Genomic DNA, 21822 nt, shown 5'->3' on the forward strand with positions numbered 1-21822 from the left:
GTTGATAGGCCGGATCTGGAAGCACGGTAACGTGTGGAGGTGACCGGTACTAATAGGCCGAGGGCTTGTCCTCAGTTGCTCGCGTCCACTGTGTTAGTTCTGAGGCAACGACCGTTGCCGGCTTGAGTGAAAACAAGTGAAAAGTGTGCTTGTTCGCTCGAAACCATTAGGGTTTCGGTGGTTATAGCGTGAGGGAAACGCCCGGTTACATTTCGAACCCGGAAGCTAAGCCTTACAGCGCCGATGGTACTGCAGGGGGGACCCTGTGGGAGAGTAGGACGCCGCCGAACAATCTTTGGAAGGACCCCTGGTCCCAGCGTTCAGCTGGGACCAGGGGTCCTTTTGTTTTTCCGGAGCGCGCCGGGTACTCGGCTGCGCGAGAATGACTTGCGGTACCGAAGACAGGAGTCACCATGTCCACCAACTCTCCCGACGATCGACCGGAGCGCGACCAGCGGCGACGGGACAGTGGGGACCGCGGCGACCGCGGCGACCGTGGTGGGTACCGCGGTGACCGTGGCGACCGTGCCGACCGGGGCGACCGGGGCGACCGGGGTGGCTTCCGGCGCGACAACGACCGTGGTGGCTACGGCCGTCGTGACGACAACCGCGGTGGTCACGGCGATCGCGACCGGGGTAGCCATGGCCGGCGGGACGACCGCCGTGACAACCGCCCCGACAACCGTCCCGATGATCGAAATCGCGGAGACCGTGGTGACCGCGGTGGTTTCCGCCGCGACGACCGGCGTGACGACCGTCGTGGTGACAACCGCGGTGGTGGCTACGGTCGACGCGACGACCGGCGTGAGGGTGACCGGGGCTCGCGTCCGGCGTTCCAGCGGGACGACCGTGACCGCGGCTTCCGGCGGGACGACCGCGGTGAGCGCGGCGACCGGCCCGCCTTCCGCCGGGACGACGACCGTGGCGGCCACGGCCGTCGCGACGACAACCGCGGTGGTGGCTACGGTCGGCGTGACGACCGCCGTGACGACCGTGGTGATCGCGGTGAGCGCGGTGGGTTCCGACGGGACGACCGGCGCGACGACAACCGCGGCGGCTACGGCGACCGTGACCGGGGTGGTTACGGCAGGCGTGACGACCGTCGTGAGGGTGATCGCGGTGCGCGTCCGACGTTCCAGCGGGACGACCGTGACCGCGGTTTCCGGCGGGACGACCGCGGTGAGCGTGGCGGGTTCCGACGGGACGACCGCCGTGACGAGCGGCGTGATGACCGCCGGGACGACCGGAGGGGTGACGACCGTGGTGACCGCGGTGGTTTCCGCCGCGACGACCGGCGTGACGACCGCCGTGATGACCGCCGTGACGACAGGCGGAGTGAGGACCGCGGGGACCGCGGTGGTTTCCGGCGCGATGACCAGCGCGGTGGCGAGCGCGGTGGCTTCCGGGGGCGGGACGACCGCGGTGGTCGTGGGCCCCGGCGTGACGACCGTGGCGGTCGGCCCGGTGGTTTCCGTGGCCGTGACGACCGTGGCGGTCGCGACGACCGGCGTGGTGGCGGGCGGTTCCGCGACGAGCGGGAGCGTGACCGGGACCGCGAGCCGATCAAGCGGCTGCCGATCCCGGAGGACGTCACCGGCGAGGAGATCGACAAGGACGTACGGCAGGAGCTGCAGAGCCTGCCCAAGACGCTTGCCGAGGACGTCGCCAAGAACCTGGTGATGGTCGCGCGGCTCATCGACGAGGACCCCGAGGGGGCCTACGGGTACTCCAGGGTCGCCCTGCGGCTGGCGTCGAGGGTCGCCGCCGTGCGGGAGGCGGCCGGGTTCGCGGCGTACGCCAACCAGAAGTACAGCGAGGCGCTCGCCGAGTTCCGCGCTGCCCGGCGGATGACCGGGAGCGTGGATCTGTGGCCCGTCATGGCCGACTGCGAGCGTGGGCTCGGGCGGCCGGAGAAGGCGCTGGACATGGCCGGGGCGCCCGAGGTGCACAAGCTCGACAAGGCCGGCCAGGTCGAGATGCGGCTCGTCGCGGCCGGTGCCCGGCGTGACATGGAGCAGCTGGACGCGGCCATCGTGACGCTGCAGAGCCCGGAACTGGCCTCCAACTCCGTGCAGCCGTGGACCGCGCGGCTGCGGTACGCGTACGCCGACGCGCTGCTGGCCGCGGGGCGGGAGAGCGAAGCGCGGGAGTGGTTCGCGAAGGCCGTCGAGGCCGACCGGGACGGCAGCACGGACGCCTCGGACCGGCTGGCGGAGCTGGACGGTGTGGAGTTCGTCGACGCGCTGGACGAGGACGCCGCCGAGAGCGGGCCGGCCGAGGACAAGGACGACGGCCAGGACTGACGGGCGGGGCCGACCGTCGGGACTGACGTACGTCGGTGAAGGGGCGGGATTTCCGGTACGGCCGGGATCCCGCCCCTTTTCTGTTTCTCGGACCCGACTCAGAGGTCCAGGGTGCGCAGGACCAGGCCCGAGGCCGGTTTCGGGCCGAAGGAGGTCGACTTGCGGGGCATCGTGACGCCCTGGCGGGCGAGGTCGCGGACGACCTCCTCGCGGACCGGGTGCAGCAGGACCGCCGTACCGCCGTCGCGTTGGGCCTTCTCGACCGTGGCGGAGGTGTCGTGGATGTAGGCGATGCGGGTCGGGTCGTCCTCCGGGATGTGCCACACGTGGTCCAGGAGCGTGGCGTGCAGCACCGTCGCGTCCAGGGTGCGCCAGGCCTGCGGGCGGTCGGTGGGGACGGTGCGGGCGAGGAGGGCCGGGTCGGGGCGGTCCAGGAGGTGGAAGGCGCCGTCGCCGGCCAGGAGGAAGGCGTTGCCCGCGCAGGCGGCGTCGGCCAGGGCGTCGAGCGCCTCCGGCAGCGGTACCTCCAGGCGGCGGACGCGGAACAGGCCCTCGACGGCGGCCAGCGCGTCCGCCACCGGCAGGCCGTGCAGGAGGCGGTGGATGGCGCGGACGGTCAGGGGATAGCGGGCCGTGTCGACGAGGAGGACCAGGCCGTGGTCCCAGGGGCTGGGGGAGGGGTGCTCCGAGCGTAGGCGCCGGTACGTCGCCCAGCGGTGGTGGCCGTCGGCGATCAGGGCCTGGTGGTGGGAGAGGTCGGCCTGGACGCGCGCCGTCTCGGTGGGGTCGGTGATCGACCAGAGACGGTGGCTGAAACCGTCCCCCGTGGTCGTGGAGAGGAGCGGGGGCTGCTCGGCGGCGCGTTCCACGACCTCGGCCGCCGTGCCGTTGCCCCGGTAGGTGAGGAGGAGCGGTTCGAGGTTGGCGTACGTGGCGCGCATCAGGGCGGCCCGGTCGGCGACGACGTGCGGCATGACGTCCTCGTGGGGGAGGACGATGCCGGCCGAGGGCTCGGAGACGCGCAGGGTGCCGATGATGCCGCGCTGGAGGATGCCGTCGGGGTGGCGCTGCTCGTAGACGTACAGGGCGGGTTCGGGGTCGGCTGTCAGGACGCCCTCGGCAAGCCAGTGGCGGAGGGTGGCGGCGGCCTGTTCGTTGCGGGCGCCGGGCGTGGTGGCCTGGGGGAGGATCAGGCGGACGATGTTGTACGGGTCCGCGTCCTGGAGCTGGTGCAGGCCGTCGGGGCGGACCACGACGTCGTACGGAGGGGAGGTCACGGCCGCGAGGCTGCCGACCCGGTCGGGGTCGTAGCGCAGGCCTCGGAACGGGGTGAGTTCCAGGCCCCGGGGCGCCGTTGCTTCCGAGTGACCTGCTGTGTTCATCCCGGCATCGTACGTGTGTCAGTGGCATGCGGGATGATCGGGGGAAAGCGAGCGAACGAGGAGCGATGTGGAATGAGCCGGAGCGTCAGGACGAGGCCCGAGGGCAGTGGGCAGGCCCTGAGCGAGGCGTACGACACGGCGCTGCTCGACCTGGACGGGGTGGTGTACGCGGGCGGGAGCGCGATCGCGCACGCCGTCGAGTCGCTGGCCACCGCACGCGCGGGCGGGATGCATCTCGCGTACGTCACCAACAACGCGCTGCGCACCCCGGACACGGTGGCCGCGCATCTCACGGAGCTGGGGATACCGACGGGGGCCGAGGACGTCATCACCTCGGCGCAGGCGGTGGCCCGGTTGATCAGTGAGCAGGTGCCGGCGGGGGCGCGGGTGCTGGTGATCGGCGGGGAGGGGCTCCGGGTCGCGCTGCGCGAGCGCGGGCTCGAGCCCGTCGAGTCGGCGGACGACGATCCGGCGGCCGTCGTGCAGGGGTACGGCGGGCCCGAGCTGCCCTGGGGGCGGTTCGCGGAGGCGTCGTACGCGGTCGCGCGCGGGGTGCCGTGGTTCGCGTCCAACACCGACCTGACCATTCCCAGCGGGCGGGGGATCGCTCCGGGCAACGGGGCCGCGGTGGAGGTCGTGCGGATCGCGACCGGGGCCGAGCCGCAGGTCGCGGGCAAGCCGCTGCCCCCCATGCACCGGGAGACGATCCTGCGCACGGGTGCCGAGCGGCCGTTGGTGGTGGGGGACCGGCTGGACACCGACATCGAGGGGGCGTTCAACGGGGAGGTCGACTCGCTGCTGGTCCTCACCGGCGTGACGGACGGTGCCCAGCTCCTCGCCGCGCCGCCGCAGCACCGGCCGACGTACGTCGACCGCGATCTGCGGGGTCTGCTCACCGGGCAGCCGGCGGTCACGGCGGAGGGGGACGGCTTCCGGTGCGGGGGCTGGACGGTGACGGCGGGTGCCGAGCGTCTGGAGCTGGAGGGGGAGGGTGACGCCCTGGACGGGCTGCGTGCGTTGTGCGCGGCCGCGTGGACGGCGGCGGGTGAGGGTTCGTGCGGGCTGGACGGGGAGAAGGCGTTGGCGCGGCTGGGGTTGTGAGGCGGGAGGCGGCCGCCCCGCAGCCCGGGGTGCCGAGCGTGAACCTGGGACCCGGCAAAGGCCGTGACCACAGACGTGACCACGGAGCGGGGCATCTTGGGAGGGTAGGCTAACCTAACTGCGTGTTGGTCGACAGTGTTCCCGAACAGCGCGCGGAGACCGCCCCCGCGCCCCCAACCCGCCGGGCGATACGTTCCCTTGGGCTGCTCGTCTCCGTCGTGGTCCTGCTGCTGGTGGCGGTGGCGAGTATCGCCATCGGCGCCAAGGAGCTGTCCCTCGAGCAGGTATGGCACGGCCTGTTCGAGGACACGGGGACCTACGGCGATGTCGTCGTGGGGGAGCGGCTGTCGCGGACCGTGCTCGGGCTGCTCGTCGGTGCCGCGCTGGGGCTGTCCGGAGCCGTGCTCCAGGCCCTCACGCGCAACCCGCTGGCCGACCCCGGTCTGCTCGGCATCAACGCCGGGGCCTCGGCCGCGGTCGTCACCGCCATCACCTTCCTGGGCGTCACCAGCCTGACCGGATATGTGTGGTTCGCCTTCTTCGGTGCGGCGGCGGTCGGTGCGATGGTCTGGTTCCTCGGCGGCAGCCGGGGCGCCACACCGGTGCGGCTCGCGCTGGCCGGCACCGCGATCAGCGCCGCGCTCTACGGGTACGTCCAGGCCGTGATGATCGTGGACGACGCGGCGCTCGCCAGGATGCGCTTCTGGACGGTGGGTTCGCTGACCTCCGCGACCAACGACGTGATCTGGGAGGTGCTGCCCTTCCTCGCGGCGGGCACGCTGCTCTCGTTCGCCCTCGCCCGGCCGCTGAACGCCATGGCCATGGGGGACGACACCGCCAAGGCCCTCGGTGCGAACCTCAACCGCACACGGGCGCTGTCCATGCTCGCCGCCACCGTGCTGTGCGGTGCCGCGACCGCCGCCTGCGGGCCGATCGTGTTCGTGGGACTGATGGTCCCGCACGTCGTCCGCTCCTTCACCGGCCCCGACCTGCGCTGGATCATGCCGTACGCGGCGATCCTGTCCCCGGTCCTGCTGCTCGGCTCCGACGTGCTCGGCCGGATCGTCGCCCGGCCCTCGGAGGTCCAGGTCGGGATCATCACCGCGATCATCGGCGGCCCGGTCTTCATCTTTCTCGTACGACGGCGGAGGACGGCCCAGCTGTGAAGACCGCATCCCACACCGCACCGGAGAAGACGGCGGAGAACCGGCCGGCCGCGCCGTCGGGCACCCGTCTTTCCCGTACTCCTCGCGCCCTGCGCACGCCCGGCGGGCTCTCCCTCCGGCTGGACGTGCGTGCCCTGGTCGTCGTCGTACTGCTGGTGGTCGCCGCGCTCACCGCGAGCGTGGTGCTGATCGGCACCGGGGACTTCCCGATCCCGGCCGGCGACGTGCTGAAGACGCTGGCGGGCAACGGCACCGAGGGCCAGGAGTTCATCGTCAACGAGCTGCGGATGCCGCGCGTCCTCGTGGGGCTGCTCGTGGGTGCCGCGCTGGGGCTCGGGGGCGCCGTGTTCCAGGCGGTCTCCCGCAACCCGCTGGGCAGCCCGGACGTCCTCGGGCTCGGGCAGGGGGCGACGGCCGGCGCGCTCGTGGTGATCGTGCTGATGTCCGGCTCCGCCAACCAGGTCGCCGTCGGGGCGCTCGTGGGCGGGCTGGTGACCGGCGCCGCCATCTACCTGCTCGCCTGGAAGCGGGGAGTGCACGGCTATCGGCTGGTGCTGGTCGGCATCGGCGTCTCGGCCGTCGCGACGGCGGTCAACGGCTATCTGATCACCAAGGCCGACCTCGTCGACGCGGCCCGCGCGGTCGTGTGGATGACCGGCTCGCTCGACGGCCGTGACTGGAAGCAGGTCTGGCCGCTGCTCGTCCTGTGCGGTGTGCTCGTCCCGCTCGTCCTCGCCAACGCGCGCGGGCTGCGGATGATGGAGATGGGCGACGACGTCTCCAACGCCCTGGGGGTGCGGGTGGAACGCGTACGGCTGCTGCTGATGGTCGCCGCCGTCCTGCTCACCTCGGCCGCCACCGCCGCCGCGGGCCCCGTCGCCTTCGTGGCGCTCACCGCGCCGCAGCTCGCCCGGCGCCTGACCCGCTCGCCCGGGCCGAACCTCGTGCCCGCCCTGTGCATGGGGGCTGCCCTCCTGGTCACCGCGGACTGGGCCGCGCAGCGGCTCTTCGGCGACGGACAGCTGCCGGTGGGTGTGGTCACCGGTGTGCTCGGCGGCGTCTATCTGCTGTGGCTGCTGGTCACCGAGCGCAGGGCGGGCCGGATATGAAGCCGGGCCGCGAGCCGGGCCGGACGGCGCGGCCGGACATGAGCGACACCACCCGTGCCGGACACGGGACGAACGACCAAAGGAGCACCGTGAACCGCCTGTCCGCCGAGAACGTCACCCTCGCCTACGACCAGCGGGTCATCGCCGAACAGCTGTCGGTGGAGATCCCCGACAACTCCTTCACCGTGATCGTCGGCCCGAACGCCTGCGGCAAGTCGACGCTGCTGCGGGCGCTGTCGCGGATGCTGAAGCCGAGCGAGGGCCGGGTGCTGCTCGACGGGCAGGTCATCCAGTCGATGCCCGCGAAGAAGGTCGCGCGGACGCTCGGCCTGCTCCCGCAGTCGTCCATCGCGCCCGACGGGATCACCGTCGCCGACCTGGTGGGCCGCGGCCGCTATCCGCACCAGGGCATCCTGCGCCAGTGGTCGACGGAGGACGAGCGGGTCGTACGGGAGTCGATGGCGCAGACCGGCGTCGCCGAACTCGCCGACCGGTACGTCGATGAGCTGTCCGGTGGTCAGCGCCAGCGCGTGTGGATCGCGATGGCGCTCGCCCAGCAGACCCCGCTGCTGCTGCTCGACGAGCCGACCACCTACCTCGACATCCAGCACCAGATCGACGTCCTCGACCTCTGCGCCGAACTGCACGAGGAGCAGGGCCGCACCCTGGTCGCCGTCCTGCACGACCTCAACCATGCGGCCCGGTACGCCACCCACCTCATCGCGCTCAAGGGCGGCGAGGTCATCGCGCAGGGCGCGCCGAACGACGTCGTCACGGCCGGGCTGGTCGAGGAGGTCTTCGGGCTGCGCTGCCAGGTCATCGACGACCCCGAGACGGGCACGCCGTTGGTGGTGCCGGCGGCGCGGAAGGCGCGGGTGGCGGACCGGGCCGAGGACAGGAAGGTCGCGGTCACAGAAGTTTCCTGAGCCGGAACAGGTCGCGCAGGCCCGCTTCCAGCTTCACCCGGCCCGAAGCCCACGCCTGCGCGAAGTTCAGGCCGCCGTCGACGAGGGCGACCAGGTCGTCCCCGGACAGGGTGAGGCGGATCTGCGCCTTCTGCGGCGGCGGTCCCTGGAGGGTGTCGTCGACCTCGATACGGCCGCCGGTGAGGCGGCCGACGAAGGTGACGTCCAGGTCGGTGACGCGGCAGCTCACCGAGCGGTCCATGGCCGCGGCCTCGCGGACGTCGCCCCCGGCACCCTGCATGTTCTCCGAGAGCTTCTCCAGTGCGGCGCGGCACTCCTCGATCGTGGCCATCGCGCTCGACGGTACCCCAGCGGTTCGCGGTAGCGTCGGGGCATGAGCGACACAGTGCCGGAGAGCGAGGGCCCGCCGGAGGCCGAGGCCGAGGTCGGATTCGAGGACGACCCCGCCGCCCCCGCCCCGCTGGGCGTCGCCCGTACCCCCACCGGCAACGCCGAGGTGGACGTCCATCTGGAGCGGCTGGCCGACGCCGACGACCTCGCCACGGACGGCCACATCGAGGTGTACGAGGATGTACACAGGGGGCTGCGCGACGCGCTCACCGCGCTCGACGCCCGCCCGGGACCTCCGGCGCCCCCACGGCCGTACGAGAGCAGGAGCTGAACCGAACGTGGCAGGAGTCGCACGTCGTCGTCTGGACGCGGAGCTGGTGCGCCGCAAGCTCGCGCGGTCGCGTGAGCACGCCAGCCAGCTGATCGCCGCGGGGCGGGTCACCGTCGGCAGGACCGTCGCGACCAAGCCCGCCACGCAGGTGGAGACCGCGGCGGCCATCGTCGTCGTGGCCGACGACAGCGATCCCGAGTACGTGTCGCGGGGCGGGCACAAGCTGGCCGGCGCCCTCGCGGTCTTCGCTCCGCAGGGGCTCGTCGTCGAGGGGCGGCGGGCGCTGGACGCCGGCGCGTCCACCGGCGGTTTCACCGACGTGCTGCTGCGGGCGGGGGCCGCGCACGTCGTCGCCGTGGACGTCGGGTACGGACAACTCGCCTGGTCTCTGCAGAGCGATGAACGCGTCACGGTCAAGGACCGTACGAACGTACGCGAGTTGACGCTCGAAGCGATCGATGGGGAGCCAGTGGATCTTGTCGTGGGGGACTTGTCCTTCATCCCGCTCGGGCTGGTGCTGCCGGCCCTGGCGCGGTGCACCAAGCCGGACGCCGACCTGGTGATGATGGTGAAGCCGCAGTTCGAGGTGGGTAAGGAACGGCTGGGCAGCGGGGGCGTCGTCCGCAGCCCGCAGCTGCGGGCCGAGGCGGTGCGGGGCGTGGCGGAGAAGGCGTGGGACCTGGGACTCGGGGTGAAGGGTGTCACCGCCAGTCCGTTGCCCGGGCCGTCGGGCAACGTCGAGTACTTTCTGTGGCTCCGGGCCGGGGCGCCGGCTCCGGACCCGGCCGATGTTGAGCGTGCAGTGGCGGAGGGGCCGCGTTGACACAGAACCGAGCTCGTACTGTTTTCCTGCTGGCGCACACGGGGCGGCCCGCCGCCATCCGCAGCGCGGAGCTGGTCGTGAAGGGGCTGCTGCGCGAGGGCATCGGGGTGCGCGTGCTGGAGTACGAGGCGCGCGACCTGCCCCTGCCGGACGAGGTGGAACTGGTCGCCGAGGCCACGCCGCAGTGCCTGGAGGGCTGCGAACTGCTCATCGTCCTCGGCGGCGACGGCACGCTGCTGCGCGGCGCCGAGTTCGCGCGGGCGTCCGGGGTGCCGATGCTCGGCGTCAACCTCGGCAGCGTGGGGTTCCTCGCGGAGGCCGAGCGGGACGACCTCGACAAGGTCGTCGACCGGGTGGTGACGAAGGCGTACGAGGTCGAGGAGCGGATGACCGTCGACGTCGTCGTGCACCGCAACGGGGACATCGTGCACACGGACTGGGCGCTGAACGAGGCGGCGGTGCAGAAGGCCGGCGCCGAGAAGCTGCTGGAAGTCGTGCTGGAGATCGACGGGCGGCCGGTCACGGGGTTCGGGTGCGACGGGATCGTCCTGTCGACCCCGACCGGGTCCACGGCGTACGCCTTCTCCGCCGGTGGGCCGGTGGTGTGGCCCGAGGTCGAGGCGCTGTTGATGGTGCCGATCAGCGCGCACGCGTTGTTCGCGAAGCCGTTGGTGACCTCGCCCGACTCGGTGCTTGCCGTCGAGGTGCTGCCGCACATTCCGCCCGGTGTGCTGTGGTGCGACGGGCGGCGGACCGTGGAGCTGCCCGCGGGGGCGCGGGTCGAGGTGCGGCGGGGGGCGGTGCCGGTGCGGCTCGCCCGGCTGCATCACGCGTCGTTCACGGACCGGCTGGTGGCGAAGTTCGCGTTGCCCGTCTCCGGGTGGCGGGGGGCTCGGCACTGACGGGGCGGCGTAGGGGTGGGGGGTACGTCCACTCGCCCGGGTGACAGGGCGCCTCGCACTTCCCCTCCCCGACCTCGTAAGGTCTTGTCCGTGTTGGAGGAGATGCGGATACGGTCGCTCGGAGTCATCGACGACGCGGTCATCGAGCTGTCGCCCGGCTTCACCGCCGTCACGGGTGAGACGGGCGCGGGCAAGACCATGGTGGTCACCAGCCTCGGGCTGCTGCTGGGCGGACGCGCCGATCCCGCGCTCGTGCGGATCGGCGCCGGCAAGGCGGTCGTGGAGGGCCGGATCACCGTGCCCGCGGACGCCTCGGTGGTCGTACGGGCGGAGGAGGCCGGGGCGGAGCTCGACGACGGGGCGCTGCTGATCAGCCGTACCGTTTCGGCCGAGGGGCGGTCGCGGGCGCACGTCGGCGGGCGGAGTGTGCCGGTGGGCGTGCTGGCCGATCTGGCCGACGAACTCGTCGCCGTGCACGGGCAGACCGACCAGCAGGGGCTGCTGAAGCTGTCCCGGCAGCGGCAGGCGCTCGACCGGTACGCGGGCGACGCGGTCGCCGTGCCGCTCGCCAAGTACACGGAGGCCTACCGGCGGCTGCGGGCCGTGTCCGTGGAGCTGGACGAGATCACCACGCGCGCGCGTGAGCGGGCCCAGGAGGCCGACATGCTGCGCTACGGGCTCGACGAGATCGCGGCCGTGGAGCCGCGGGCCGGCGAGGACGTGGAGCTGGCGGAGGAGGCGGAGCGGCTCGGGCACGCGGAGGCCCTGTCCTCGGCCGCCACGGCCGCGCACGCCGCCCTCGCGGGCAATCCGGAGGACCCCGAGGGCATCGACGCCGCCACGCTCGTCGCGGGCGCCCAGCGGGCCCTGGAGGCCGTGCGGTCGCACGATCCGGCGCTGGCCGCGCTCACCGACCGGATCGGGGAGATCGGAATCCTGCTGGGCGACGTCGCGGGGGAGCTGGCGGGGTACGCCGACGACCTGGACGCCGATCCGCTGCGGCTGGCGGCCGTGGAGGAGCGGCGGGCCGCGCTCACCGCGCTGACCCGCAAGTACGGGGAGGACGTGGCCGCCGTCCTGGCCTGGGCCGAGCGGGGCGCCGCGCGGCTCACCGAGCTGGACGGCGACGACGAGCGGATCGACGAACTGACCGCCGAGCGGGACGCGCTGCGGACCGAACTGGGCGGACTGGCGCAGGCCCTGACCGACGCGCGGACCGGAGCCGCCGAGCGGTTCGCCGCCGCGGTGACCGCCGAGCTGGCCTCGCTGGCCATGCCGCACGCGCGCGTGTCGTTCGAGATCCGGCAGACGGAGGACCCGGAGGGCGTGGAGGTCGGCGGGCGCACGGTCGCCTACGGCCCGTCCGGCGTCGACGAGGTCGAGCTGCTGCTCGCCCCGCACCCGGGGGCGCCGCCGCGGCCCATCGCCAAGGGCGCGTCCGGTGGTGAGCTTTCGCGCGTGATGCTCGCCGTCGAGGTCGTGTTCGCGGGGACGGATCCCGTGCCGACGTACCTCTTCGACGAGGTCGACGCGGGCGTGGGCGGCAAGGCCGCAGTCGAGATCGGGCGGCGGCTGGCGCGGCTCGCGAAGACCGCGCAGGTCGTCGTGGTCACGCACCTTCCGCAGGTCGCCGCCTTCGCCGACCGGCAGTTGCTGGTCGAGAAGACGAACGACGGGTCGGTGACCCGCTCCGGCGTGAAGGTCCTCGAAGGCGAGGAGCGCATCCGGGAACTGTCGCGGATGCTCGCCGGGCAGGAGGACTCGGAGACCGCCCGGGCACACGCGGAGGAACTGCTGGCGACGGCGCGGGCGGACGCCTAGCGCGAGGGACGGCGAGGGGTGGCTGACCTGCGGAGTCCTGCTCGGTGCGGCGGTGTTCCGCGTGTGCTGCCCCCTCAGTGCCTGGGCGGGGAACGCCTGCTCGCCCGGGCGCCTTCCGGGCTTCCCGGGGCTGTCCCGTGATCGTACGGAGAGCCAGGGGGCGCCGCGTGCGCCGTCGGGGCCGGTGTCACGCGCGTGGGGCTCGCCGTGCTGCGCGGGGCGGCGCCGGGTGGGCGCGAGCGCTGGGAGCGGACGAACTTCGCCGGGCGGACCGTCGCGTTGTACCCCGGGCCCGCCGCGGTGGCCGGGGCCGTGCTCGGGGCGGCTCGGGTGCGGCCGGCCGTCGGTGGTGCCGTGCTCGTCGCCGGGATCTGCGGGGCGTACGACGATGTCGTCGGGGCCGGGGATCCGCGGCGGGGGTTCCGGGCGCATCTGGGGGCGCTGCGCGGGGGCGAGGTCACCGGCGGAGCGGTCAAGTTGGCGGGGATCTCCGCGGCCGGGCTGGTGGCGGGGGCGCTGCTGAAGGAGCGGCCGCTCGACAAGGTGCTCGCCGGTGTGGTGATCGCGGGCGCCGCGCACTTCGTCAACCTCGTGGACGTACGGCCCGGGAGGGCGGCCGGTGTCGTGCTCGCGCTGGGGGCGCCGGGGCTGCTGCGGGCGGGGGCGGCCGGGGAGTTGTCCGCCGTGGCGACGGGGGTCGCCGGGGCCGTCCTGCCGGACGATCTCGGTCAGCGCGGGATGCTCGGGGACACCGGGGCGCACGCGCTGGGCGCGCTGCTCGGCGCGGCGGTCGTGGTGGGCAACCGGCGGGCGGGGCTGGTCGCGCATGCCGCCGCCGTGGTCGCCGCGACGGTGTGCGGGGAGAGGGTGAGCGCGGTCGCGCGGTCGCTGACCGTCCCGTCGGCCTGACCGCAATCGAACGGAACCCTGCCCTCCTTCACTCGTGTGGGTGACCTGCGGGGCCGTGTTGCCGGACCCCCGGGGGCTCGACGGCACGGAACACCCGTACGTGCTGGCATCCTTGGCGTAGTACGTGGAGGAGCGCGAGCGGTCCACCCCTCCGCCCGGCCCTCTTCTGTACGTTTCTTCGTGACCGTCCGACGCCGAACCAGGAGCCCCGGCCACGTGAGCAGCCACTCACCGCACGGCCAGTCGTCGCTGCGCACCGTGCAGGTGCTGGGCGGTGGCAACGCCGGCAGCAGCGCGCATGTGCGCTCCCTGGCCGCGGGGCTCGTCGCACGGGGGGTGCGGGTGACGGTGTGCGCCCCCGTCGAGGCCGACGACACCTACGACTTCACGGGCGCCGGAGCCGAACACGTACCCGTCCCGCGCAGCAGCGACCCCGCGTCCGTGGCGGCGCTGCGGGCGGCCTGCACGGACGCCGACCTCGTCCACGCGCACGGGCTGCACGCCTCCTTCCGGGCCGTGCTCGCGCTCAGCGGGCGGCACACTCCCCTCGTCGTCACCTGGCACAACCGGGCGTACGCCGAGGGCGCCCGGGCCCATCTGCTGCGCCTGCTGGAGCGGCGGGTCGCCAAGGCGGCCGCCGTCGTGCTCGGCACCACGTCCGACCTCGTGGACCGGGCGCGCCGGACGGGGGCGCGCGACGCCCGGCTCGCCGCCGTGGCGCTGCCCGGCACCCGGCCGGCCGAGGAGGACCCCGAACGACCCCGTCCCAAGGTGCGGGCCGAACTCGGTGCGATCGGCCGCCCGTTGCTGATGACCGTCGGCTCCCTGGAGCGCCACCGCGGCTACGACGTCCTGCTGGACGCCGCGCGCGCGTGGCGCCGGCTCGATCCCCTGCCGCTGGTCGTGGTGGTGGGGGAGGGGCCGTCGCGGGCGGAGTTGCAGCGTCGTATCGAGGACGAGGAACTGCCCGTCCGGCTCATCGGGCGGCGGGACGATCTGAGCGAACTGCTGGCCGCCGCCGATTTCGCCCTGCTGACCGGCGGTGAGGAGTCGCGGTCCGTCCTGGCGCAGGAGGCCCTCCACGCGCGCGTGCCGCTCGTCGCCGCGCTGGCCGGCGGGGTGCGCGAACTCGTCGGCGACGCGGCCGAATTCGTCCCGCACGGCGACGCGGACGCCCTCTCCGACGCCGTGATCCGGCTGCTCGGCGACCCGGGACGGTGCGAGCGGCTCCGGGACGCGGGCACCCGGCAGGCGGCCACCTGGCCGAGCGAGGACGAGACCGTCGCCCAGGTCCTCAGCGTCTACGACGAACTGACGCAGCCCCGGCCGATGATCTGAGCCGCCTCGACGCCTCGACGGACCTCGACCCGCGTCGGGGTGGGGGCGTCGAGCGGGACCGGGAACGCCTCGTCCATCTCCTCGCGGCGCAGTGCGTTCATGCGCGGGGTGCCCACGTGGTACCGCCGGATCAGCCCGCCCCGCGCAGCACTTGACGTGGTGTGCGGCGGTCGACCTGCTGACCGTCAGCTCGAGTCCGCCGCAGGCGATGTCCCGCCCGGCGCCGTCCCACTCCGTGACGACGCTGCGGCGTACCGGGTCGACGAGGGCCTCCAGCACCTCGCGACCGGCACGGCCAACGCCAACAACAAGGGCCACTTCACCGGCGACCACTCTGGAGGCCGAGCTGCGACACCTCGGGGTGTGGCGGCGTGCGTTCCACGGACCTCAGGTCCGCCGTCATGCCCCGCAGGCCGCCGTCACCTTCGACTCCTTTCCCGGGGAGACCGCCGAGGCGGCATCGCGCCGGCTCCGGGGCACCGCGGCGCACGGCCGTCGGCTGCACCGGCGGCGGCCGCCCCACGGCTTCGGCCCCGGGGCCGGCGCCGGGCGGCTTACGGCACCAGGCGTCGCGCCCGCAGCGCCAGGCTCAGGGCCAGCACCGTCTGCGGGTCGTCGAGGTCGGTGCCCAGCAACTCGCCGATGCGGGCGAGGCGGTTGTACAGCGTCTGGCGGTTGAGGTGGAGCTCGCGGGCCGTCTCCGCCTTGCGGCCGGCGTGGGCCAGGTAGGTCTCCAGCGTGGGCAGCAGGGGCGGCTTGGAGCGGTGGTCGTGGTCACGGACCGGGCCGATCGCGCGGTCCACGAAGGCCGCCAGGTCGGGGTGGTCGCGCAGGCGCCACAGCAGCAGGTCGATGTCGAGGCGGCGGGCGTCGTACCAGGGCCGGTCCGACAGGCCCTGGGCGGCGGTCGCCGTCTCCGCCGCGTGCCTGAGGCCCGCCGAGGCCGCCGCCCAGCCGCCGGCGACCCCGACGACCACGACCGGCGGCGGGGCTCCCGGCCGCTGCATACCGGCCCGCTCCGCGCCGGCCCGCAGTGCCGCCGCGACCCGGTCCGCCACCGCCGACCGCTCCGACTCCGAGCGCAGGGCGAGCAGCAACGGCACACGGCCCTCCACCGGCCGTACGCCCAGCAGCACCGGCACCCCCACCGACGCCAGCTCCTCCCCCACCGCGCGCGCGAGCACCGCCCAGCCCCCGCCCGGGGAGAGCGCGTCGCCCAGCCGCATCACGACGGGCAGCAGCGGGCCGTCGCCGGGCCTGAAGCCCAGGACGCGCGCCTGCGCGGGAGCGTCCGCCGCCGCGATACGCCCCTCGGCGAGGTCGGTCAGGAAGTCGCCCCGCCCGCGTGCCGCCAGCTCCTCCTCCTGCCGTGCCTGCATCAGCACCACCGCCAGGATCCCGGCCGCCCGCTCGGCGGCGATCCGGTGCACCGGAGCGAGCGGGCCGCGCACCGGCAGCAGCACGAGCCGGGCGCGCACCGAACCCGAGCCCGGCCCGCCCCCGGGCACGTCCACCAGGACCGAACCGGCGGGCGGCGGCGCGTCCTTGTGCGGGCCGCGCAGCCCCTCCCACACCTGGAGCGGATCCGCCCCCTCGGGCCCGGCCCCGGCCGCGTACAGCAGCCGGCCGTCGGTCGTCTCCAGGAACACGGGGTTGCCGCAGAAGTCCGCCAGGATGCCCAGGACCTGCGGGATCCCGCCCCCGCCGAGCAGGGCCTCCGTGCAGCGGCGGTGCACCTCCTCCGCCCGCTGGAGCAGGGCGTAGTGCCCGTTGACGATCTCGGTGTGGACCTCCTCGGTGACCGTCACGAACGGCACCTCGCGGTGCAGTTGCACCAGGGGCAGGCCGGTCGCCCGTGCCGTCTCCACCAGGGCCGCGGGCAGGCGCGTGAAGCGCGGGCCCAGCTCGATCACCAGGGCCGCGATGCCCCGCTCGGCCAGGGTGCGGACGAACGCCCGCTGTTCGGCCGGACGCGTGCCGAGGCCGTAGCCCGTGGTCAGCAGCAGCTCGCCGCCCTTGAGCAGGGAGGCGATGTGCGGGACCTCGCCCGCGTGCACCCAGCGCACCGTGCGGCCCAGCCGTTCCGCGCCCGCGAGGATCTCGGGCAGACCGCTGCGCAGGCCGGGCAGTTCCAGCGCGCGCTGGACGGTGATGCCGGCGCCCTGGCTGTCGAATCGGTGGTCCGTGCGGCTGTCCATGCAGCGGACGCTACCTGCGCGGACCTTCCGGCAACATCTCCGCGCCGGCACGCAGACGATCACCGCGTCGGGTCGGGCCGTGTCTTCCGGATCGGCCCGGCCCGGGGCTGCGGACCCGGGATGATCCGAAAGACACGGACTACAGCGGGCACGCTCGGGTAGCGGCGGGCCATGGAGATGAGTGTGGTCGCCGTGGCACGTGAGGACGACAGCCCGGTCGACGAGCCGCTGCGGGTCGCGGCGCTCGCCGACCGGCTCGGCTACCGGGAGGTGTGGGCGGGGGAGGGACCCACGTGGGACTCCTTCGTGCTGGCCGCGGGGCTCGCGCGGGTCACCGAGCGGGTGGCGCTGACGGCCGGTCCCGTGCCGGTGTCCGTGCGCGACCCGGTGACGATCGCCCGGGGCGCCGCGTCCGTCGCGTCCGTCACCGGGCGCCCGGTCGGCGTCGCCCTGGGCACTTCCAGCAAGCGGGTGGTCGAGGGCGTGCACGGACGCTCCCGGGCCCGGCCCGCCACCGTCCTGACGGAGACCGCCGAGGCCCTGCGGGGCCTGCTGCACGGCTCGCCGGGGGAGCCGATCGTGCCCGGCAGCACCTTCCGGCGCCGCCTCCCGCCGCCCGGCGGCCCGCTCACCGTCGCCGCGTTCGGCGACCGTGCGATCGCCGCGGCCGCCGCGCACGCCGACCGCATGCTGCTCGACCTGGTCTCCCCGGAGCAGGTGCGCGAACTGCGCGCCAAGCTGCTCGCGGCGGCCGAGGCAGTGGGCCGTACGCCGCCCACGCTCGCCGCCTGGTTGCCGGCCGCCGTCGACCCCGACCCCGAGTCGCTCGCCCACATACTCGGCAGCATCGCGGGATACCTGACCGTGCCGGGGTACGCCGACGTGTTCCGCGAGGCCGGTTTCGGCGAGGCGGTCGAGCTGGCCGCGTCCGGCGCCGACCGCGCCACCCTGGTCCGCGCCCTGCCCGCCGAGGCCGCGGCCACGGTCGGCCTGGTCGGCGACGTCGGCACCGTACGTGCCCGGATCGACGCCTACACCGAGGCGGGCCTCGACGAGATCGCCCTCGTCCCGGCGACGGCGGGTGATCCGGCAGGGGAGCGGACGCTGACGGCGCTCAGGCCGGCTTGACGGCGTGTGGGGGCGGTGTTTCGGAGGCTGGTCCGACGGCGTGCGGGCGGGCGTGGTTCTGAGGCTGGTCCGGCGGCGTACGGCTCGCGGGCCGGCGGTGGTTCTCAGGCCGGTCCGACGGCATGCGGGGGTGGTGCTCAGGCCGGTCCGACGGCATGCGGGGGTGGTGCTCAGGCCGGTCCAATGACATGCGGGGGTGGTGCTCAGGCCGGTCCAATGGCATGCGGCGGTGGTTCTCAGGCCGGTCCGACAGTTCGCGGGCGGCGGCGGATCCGATTCTCAGGCCGGCTTGATGTTGTGGTTGAAGCGGAAGACGTTGTCGGGGTCGTAGCGCCGCTTCAGCTCGGCGAGCCGTTGGGCGTTCTCGGCGCCGACGCCGGCCACGACCCGCTCGGCGCCCTCGTCGCCGATGAAGTTGAGGTACACGTCCCCGGTACTCCACGGGCGGGCGTCGGCGCGGACGTCCCGGACCCACCGCACACACGGCTCGTCGTCGGCCGGGTCCTCCCAGATCCCGAAGGGGTGCACCACCCACGGGGCGTCCCGGAACGGCACCGGGTACGCGTGCGGCCCGGCGGCGATCGCGCCGCCCTGCGGGAACAGGACGTGCTGGGTGCCGGTCGGCACCGGCATGGACCGAGCGCGGGCGCAGAAGACGTCCACGAAGTCGTCGGGCGCGCCCGTCAGGTACTCCGCCGACCAGTAGTTCCGCATCCCGGGCGGATCGTCGATCATGCACTGCACGTCCGCGTAGGGCATCGCCCCGACGACCTCCGCCTCGTGCGGCAGCGCCAGCAGCGGTTCGGCCAGCTTGCGCAGGTCCCCCTCGGCACCGGCGTACGTCAGCAGCACGGCGCACAGCAGCGTGCCGACCAGGTGCGGAGGGACGAAATCCTCGGGCGGGCCGGTGAGGTGGATGACGGCGCCGCCCGCCTCGTCCGGGCCGACGGTGATCACGTCGCGGTAGGTGCGGGTGGCCTCGGGACCGAACTCCGGGAGGTACAGCAGCAGGGCGATGGAGAACTCGGGCAGCTCGTGCAGCGTCAGGGTGAGCGCCGTGGCGACGCCGAAGTTGCCGCCGCCCCCGTGCAGGGCCCAGAACAGGTCGGGGTTCTCGTCGGCGTTCGCGTGGACCCGTTCGCCGTCCGCGGTGACCAGCTCCACGCCGAGCAGGTTGTCGACCGCCAGCCCGCAGCAGCGGTCCAGCCAGCCGGTGCCGCCGCCGAGGACGAAGCCGCCGACGCCGGTGGTGGAGGCCCGGCCGCCGGTCGTGGCGAGGGCGTAGGGCTGGGTGGCGCGGTCCAGGTCGCCCATCGTGGCGCCGCCCGCGATCCGTACCGCCTCGGCCGCGGGATCGACGGTGACCGCGCGCATGTGCCGCAGGTCGATCACCAGACCGTTGTCGTTGACCGCCATGCCCGCGACGCTGTGGCCGCCGCCGCGCACCGCGATTTTGAGATCCAGGTCGCGGGCGAACCGCACGGCCCGCACGACGTCGTCCTCGTCCACGCACTGCGCGATCACCGCCGGACGACGGTCGATCATCGCGTTGAACACCGCCCGGGCCTCGTCGTAGCCCGGATCCCCCGGGGCGAACACGTCGCCGACCAGATCCTCGCGCAGCGCGGCGAGGGCCGCGCCCGCCTTCGACGGGGAAGCCATGAGGCGCCCCCTTCCGTGCAGGGGCTGATGGCTCCAGCCTAGGCCGGGTCTTTCGGATCAGCCCGAGTCGGGCTGATCCGAAAGACCCGGCCGTGCGTTCCGCGTCGGTCCTGTCAGCCGCCGTAGGCGCCGGAGGCCGTCAGGCGCAGGGCCGTGTCGATCAGCGGCACGTGGCTGAAGGCCTGCGGGAAGTTGCCGACCTGGCGTTGCAGGCGCGGGTCCCACTCCTCGGCGAGGAGACCGAGGTCGTTGCGCAGGGACAGCAGCTTCTCGAAGAGCTTGCGGGCCTCGTCCACGCGGCCGATCATCGCGAGGTCGTCCGCCATCCAGAACGAGCAGGCCAGGAAGGCGCCCTCGTCACCGGGGAGGCCGTCGACGCCCTCGTGGTCGCCCTGTGTCGGGTAGCGCAGGATGAAGCCGTCCGGCGTGGACAGCTCGCGCTGGATCGCCTCGATCGTGCCGATCACGCGCTTGTCGTCGGGCGGCAGGAAGCCCATCTGCGGGATGAGCAGCAACGACGCGTCCAGCTCCCGGGAGCCGTAGGACTGCGTGAAGGTGTTGCGCTCCTTGTCGTAACCCTTCTCACACACGTCCCGGTGGATGTCGTCGCGCAACTCGCGCCACTTCTCCAGCGGGCCGTCCGCGTCGCCGGACTCGATGAGCTTGATCGTGCGGTCGACGGCGACCCAGGCCATGACCTTGGAGTGCACGAAGTGGCGGCGCGGGCCGCGCACCTCCCAGATGCCCTCGTCCGGCTCGTCCCAGTGGTCCTCCAGGTAGCGGATCAGCTTCAGCTGGAGCAGGGAGGCGTAGTCGTTGCGGGCCAGGCCGGTCATGTGACCCAGGTGCAGGGCCTCGGTGACCTCGCCGTACACGTCCAGCTGGAGCTGGTGCGCGGCGCCGTTGCCCACCCGGACCGGGGCGGAGTTCTCGTAGCCGGGCAGCCAGTCCAGCTCCGCCTCGCCGAGCTCGCGCTCGCCGGCGATGCCGTACATGATCTGCAGGTTCTCCGGGTCGCCCGCGACCGCGCGCAGCAGCCACTCGCGCCAGGCGCGGGCCTCCTCGCGGTAGCCGGTGCGCAGCAGCGAGGACAGGGTGATCGCCGCGTCGCGCAGCCAGGTGTAGCGGTAGTCCCAGTTGCGGACGCCGCCGATGTCCTCGGGGAGCGAGGTGGTGGGGGCGGCGACGATTCCGCCGGTGGGGGCGTACGTCAGCGCCTTCAGCGTGATCAGCGAGCGGATCACTGCCTCACGGTAGGGGCCGTGGTACGTACAGTGCTCGACCCACTCCCGCCAGAACTCCTCCGTCGCCTCCAGCGACTGCTCCGGCTCCGGCAGCGGCGGCGGCTCCTTGTGCGAGGGCTGCCAGGAGATCGTGAAGGCGATCCGGTCGCCCGGGGCGACCGTGAAGTCGGCGTACGTCGTCAGTGACTTGCCGTAGGTCTCGCAGTCCGTGTCGAACCACACCGAGTCCGGGCCCGCGACGGCGACCGTGCGCCCTTCGTGCTTGTGCACCCACGGCACGACCCGGCCGTAGGAGAACCGCATTCGCAGGGCCGAGCGCATGGGGACGCGGCCGGAGACGCCCTCGACGATGCGGATCAGCTGCGGGGCGCCGTCACGCGGGGGCATGAAGTCGGTCACCCGGACCGTGCCGCGCGGGGTGTCCCACTCGGACTCCAGGATCAGCGAGTCGCCCCGGTAGGAGCGCCGCGCCGCGGTGGGCGGCCGCTGGTCGGAGGCGTAGGCGGGCCCGAGCCGCCAGAAGCCGTGTTCCTCGTTGCCCAGCAGACCGGCGAAGATCGCGTGCGAGTCGAAGCGGGGCAGGCAGAGCCAGTCCACCGTGCCGTCACGGCAGACCAGCGCCGCTGTCTGCATGTCTCCGATGAGTGCGTAGTCTTCGATGCGCCCGGCCACGTGCAACTCCAGTCGAACGGCCACGTCACCCCACAAGGGGGCTGTCGCTTGGTGCGGTCAGGGGGGTTGTTGTAATGCGTCGTTGAGCTTTGAAGCAAAGCAGTCGCTCAGCCGTGTTGGCAAAACGCCAATTCTTGCTCAACGAACTGACGAGCTCTCGTTGTTCCGGTGGATACGGGCGGGGGTGTTGCCGTGTTGGCCGGCCGGGCTCGGCAGCGAGTGTCCGAGCAGGATACGACGCACGTAGATGATCTGCGTGCCGCTCCGGGCAACGCGGGTGGGCCGGACGGGTGAGCACCGGGTGAGAAGCGGGTGCGGTGGTACGGACCCGTGTCAGCGCGTGCACGGAGCGTGGCCGGAAGCCATCTCCCTGAGGCGCTGATACCCTGGTAGCCCGTGGACCGGTGGGCTCGAAACCCCCGAACCGCAGCGACGCCTCCCCCGGAAACCGCCGGCCCAAACCGCTGGTGAGAGCCT

18 protein-coding genes, 2 rRNA genes and 1 pseudogene are annotated in these 21822 nt (G+C 73.4%); 15 read left to right on the forward strand and 6 right to left on the reverse strand.

Annotated features, from left to right (window positions below; all coding sequences use genetic code 11):
- From ACF1A1_RS07415 to ACF1A1_RS07430, 4 genes and pseudogenes are all read left to right on the forward strand, one after another.
- Nucleotides 1–73, forward strand: a 23S ribosomal RNA gene (locus ACF1A1_RS07415); the annotation flags it as partial.
- Between the two features lie 100 nt (nucleotides 74–173).
- A 5S ribosomal RNA gene (rrf, locus tag ACF1A1_RS07420) occupies nucleotides 174–290 on the forward strand.
- Between the two features lie 123 nt (nucleotides 291–413).
- Nucleotides 414–1538: pseudogene (locus tag ACF1A1_RS07425) on the forward strand (hypothetical protein); the annotation flags it as partial.
- Between the two features lie 33 nt (nucleotides 1539–1571).
- Entirely contained in the window at nucleotides 1572–2303 is a 732-nt protein-coding gene (locus ACF1A1_RS07430) for a hypothetical protein (protein ID WP_391647168.1), read from the forward strand.
- 98 nt (nucleotides 2304–2401) lie between these two features.
- On the opposite strand, the gene ACF1A1_RS07435 is transcribed toward ACF1A1_RS07430, so the two are convergent.
- A complete protein-coding gene (locus ACF1A1_RS07435; RefSeq protein WP_391646433.1) occupies nucleotides 2402–3685 on the reverse strand; it encodes a DUF1015 domain-containing protein in 1284 nt (427 codons plus the stop codon).
- Between the two features lie 72 nt (nucleotides 3686–3757).
- On the opposite strand from ACF1A1_RS07435, the gene ACF1A1_RS07440 reads away from it, so the two are divergent.
- The 4 genes from ACF1A1_RS07440 to ACF1A1_RS07455 all read left to right on the forward strand — a co-directional run bounded on the left by ACF1A1_RS07440 (nucleotide 3758) and on the right by ACF1A1_RS07455 (nucleotide 7987).
- Nucleotides 3758–4786: an HAD hydrolase-like protein gene (locus ACF1A1_RS07440; protein ID WP_391646435.1), complete on the forward strand. Its 1029-nt coding sequence runs from the start codon at nucleotides 3758–3760 to the stop codon at nucleotides 4784–4786.
- A 122-nt stretch (nucleotides 4787–4908) separates the two neighbouring features.
- Nucleotides 4909–5952 (forward strand): FecCD family ABC transporter permease, encoded by a 1044-nt coding sequence (locus ACF1A1_RS07445; protein WP_391646437.1) that lies wholly within the window; start codon nucleotides 4909–4911, stop codon nucleotides 5950–5952.
- 89 nt (nucleotides 5953–6041) lie between these two features.
- The gene (locus ACF1A1_RS07450) at nucleotides 6042–7061 is read left to right on the forward strand and encodes a FecCD family ABC transporter permease (RefSeq protein ID WP_391647171.1); all 1020 of its coding nucleotides are present in this window, start codon (nucleotides 6042–6044) and stop codon (nucleotides 7059–7061) included.
- A gap of 38 nt (nucleotides 7062–7099) precedes the next feature.
- The gene (locus ACF1A1_RS07455; RefSeq protein ID WP_391646439.1) at nucleotides 7100–7987 is read left to right on the forward strand and encodes an ABC transporter ATP-binding protein; all 888 of its coding nucleotides are present in this window, start codon (nucleotides 7100–7102) and stop codon (nucleotides 7985–7987) included.
- Here the strand turns inward: ACF1A1_RS07455 and ACF1A1_RS07460 are convergent.
- On the reverse strand, nucleotides 7971–8318 hold the full coding sequence (locus tag ACF1A1_RS07460; protein ID WP_391646441.1) for an SCP2 sterol-binding domain-containing protein: 348 nt from the start codon (nucleotides 8316–8318) through the stop codon (nucleotides 7971–7973). The two genes, ACF1A1_RS07455 and ACF1A1_RS07460, sit on opposite strands and share 17 nt — an antisense overlap.
- A 42-nt stretch (nucleotides 8319–8360) precedes the next feature.
- On the opposite strand from ACF1A1_RS07460, the gene ACF1A1_RS07465 reads away from it, so the two are divergent.
- The 6 genes from ACF1A1_RS07465 (at nucleotide 8361) to ACF1A1_RS07490 (ending at nucleotide 14441) form a co-directional block, all read left to right on the forward strand.
- Nucleotides 8361–8648: a hypothetical protein gene (locus ACF1A1_RS07465; protein ID WP_391646443.1), complete on the forward strand. Its 288-nt coding sequence runs from the start codon at nucleotides 8361–8363 to the stop codon at nucleotides 8646–8648.
- 7 nt (nucleotides 8649–8655) lie between these two features.
- The gene (locus ACF1A1_RS07470) at nucleotides 8656–9471 is read left to right on the forward strand and encodes a TlyA family RNA methyltransferase (RefSeq protein ID WP_391646444.1); all 816 of its coding nucleotides are present in this window, start codon (nucleotides 8656–8658) and stop codon (nucleotides 9469–9471) included.
- Nucleotides 9468–10373, forward strand: coding sequence for an NAD kinase (locus tag ACF1A1_RS07475; protein WP_391646446.1), 906 nt, complete (start codon nucleotides 9468–9470; stop codon nucleotides 10371–10373). The genes ACF1A1_RS07470 and ACF1A1_RS07475 overlap by 4 nt, the downstream gene beginning before the upstream one ends.
- Before the next feature lie 102 nt (nucleotides 10374–10475).
- Nucleotides 10476–12194: a DNA repair protein RecN gene (gene recN / locus ACF1A1_RS07480; RefSeq protein ID WP_391647173.1), complete on the forward strand. Its 1719-nt coding sequence runs from the start codon at nucleotides 10476–10478 to the stop codon at nucleotides 12192–12194.
- Between the two features lie 195 nt (nucleotides 12195–12389).
- Complete coding sequence (locus ACF1A1_RS07485; RefSeq protein ID WP_391646448.1) at nucleotides 12390–13103, forward strand: hypothetical protein; 714 nt, start codon at nucleotides 12390–12392, stop codon at nucleotides 13101–13103.
- 216 nt (nucleotides 13104–13319) lie between these two features.
- A complete protein-coding gene (locus tag ACF1A1_RS07490) occupies nucleotides 13320–14441 on the forward strand; it encodes a glycosyltransferase family 4 protein (protein ID WP_391646450.1) in 1122 nt (373 codons plus the stop codon).
- Here ACF1A1_RS07490 and ACF1A1_RS07495 read toward each other — a convergent pair.
- Together ACF1A1_RS07495 and ACF1A1_RS07500 are read right to left on the reverse strand one after the other, a co-directional pair.
- Entirely contained in the window at nucleotides 14405–14542 is a 138-nt protein-coding gene (locus ACF1A1_RS07495) for a hypothetical protein (protein WP_391646452.1), read from the reverse strand. The two genes, ACF1A1_RS07490 and ACF1A1_RS07495, sit on opposite strands and share 37 nt — an antisense overlap.
- 453 nt (nucleotides 14543–14995) lie before the next feature.
- Nucleotides 14996–16639, reverse strand: coding sequence for a PucR family transcriptional regulator (locus ACF1A1_RS07500; RefSeq protein WP_391646454.1), 1644 nt, complete (start codon nucleotides 16637–16639; stop codon nucleotides 14996–14998).
- A 171-nt stretch (nucleotides 16640–16810) separates the two neighbouring features.
- Between ACF1A1_RS07500 and ACF1A1_RS07505 the strand changes: the two genes are divergently transcribed.
- Nucleotides 16811–17767 carry an LLM class F420-dependent oxidoreductase gene (locus ACF1A1_RS07505; protein ID WP_391646456.1) on the forward strand — a complete coding sequence of 319 codons (957 nt, stop codon included), beginning with the start codon at nucleotides 16811–16813 and terminating at the stop codon, nucleotides 17765–17767.
- A 279-nt stretch (nucleotides 17768–18046) separates the two neighbouring features.
- On the opposite strand, the gene ACF1A1_RS07510 is transcribed toward ACF1A1_RS07505, so the two are convergent.
- Together ACF1A1_RS07510 and ACF1A1_RS07515 are read right to left on the reverse strand one after the other, a co-directional pair.
- On the reverse strand, nucleotides 18047–19429 hold the full coding sequence (locus ACF1A1_RS07510; protein ID WP_391646458.1) for an FAD-binding oxidoreductase: 1383 nt from the start codon (nucleotides 19427–19429) through the stop codon (nucleotides 18047–18049).
- Between the two features lie 113 nt (nucleotides 19430–19542).
- Entirely contained in the window at nucleotides 19543–21345 is a 1803-nt protein-coding gene (locus ACF1A1_RS07515) for a glycoside hydrolase family 15 protein (RefSeq protein ID WP_391647175.1), read from the reverse strand.
- Nucleotides 21346–21822 lie beyond the last annotated feature (477 nt).

The organism is Streptomyces sp. NPDC014995 (genome assembly GCF_043080745.1).
Classification (GTDB): domain Bacteria; phylum Actinomycetota; class Actinomycetes; order Streptomycetales; family Streptomycetaceae; genus Streptomyces.

Coding starts and splice junctions, on each gene's coding strand:
- ACF1A1_RS07435 (WP_391646433.1), bottom strand. CDS start 3,685: ATGAACACAGCAGGTCACTCGGAAGCAACGGCGCCCCGGGGCCTGGAA.
- ACF1A1_RS07465 (WP_391646443.1), top strand. CDS start 8,361: ATGAGCGACACAGTGCCGGAGAGCGAGGGCCCGCCGGAGGCCGAGGCC.
- ACF1A1_RS07500 (WP_391646454.1), bottom strand. CDS start 16,639: ATGGACAGCCGCACGGACCACCGATTCGACAGCCAGGGCGCCGGCATC.
- ACF1A1_RS07440 (WP_391646435.1), top strand. CDS start 3,758: ATGAGCCGGAGCGTCAGGACGAGGCCCGAGGGCAGTGGGCAGGCCCTG.
- ACF1A1_RS07505 (WP_391646456.1), top strand. CDS start 16,811: ATGGAGATGAGTGTGGTCGCCGTGGCACGTGAGGACGACAGCCCGGTC.
- ACF1A1_RS07455 (WP_391646439.1), top strand. CDS start 7,100: ATGAGCGACACCACCCGTGCCGGACACGGGACGAACGACCAAAGGAGC.
- ACF1A1_RS07460 (WP_391646441.1), bottom strand. CDS start 8,318: ATGGCCACGATCGAGGAGTGCCGCGCCGCACTGGAGAAGCTCTCGGAG.
- recN (WP_391647173.1), top strand. CDS start 10,476: ATGCGGATACGGTCGCTCGGAGTCATCGACGACGCGGTCATCGAGCTG.
- ACF1A1_RS07495 (WP_391646452.1), bottom strand. CDS start 14,542: ATGAACGCACTGCGCCGCGAGGAGATGGACGAGGCGTTCCCGGTCCCG.
- ACF1A1_RS07510 (WP_391646458.1), bottom strand. CDS start 19,429: ATGGCTTCCCCGTCGAAGGCGGGCGCGGCCCTCGCCGCGCTGCGCGAG.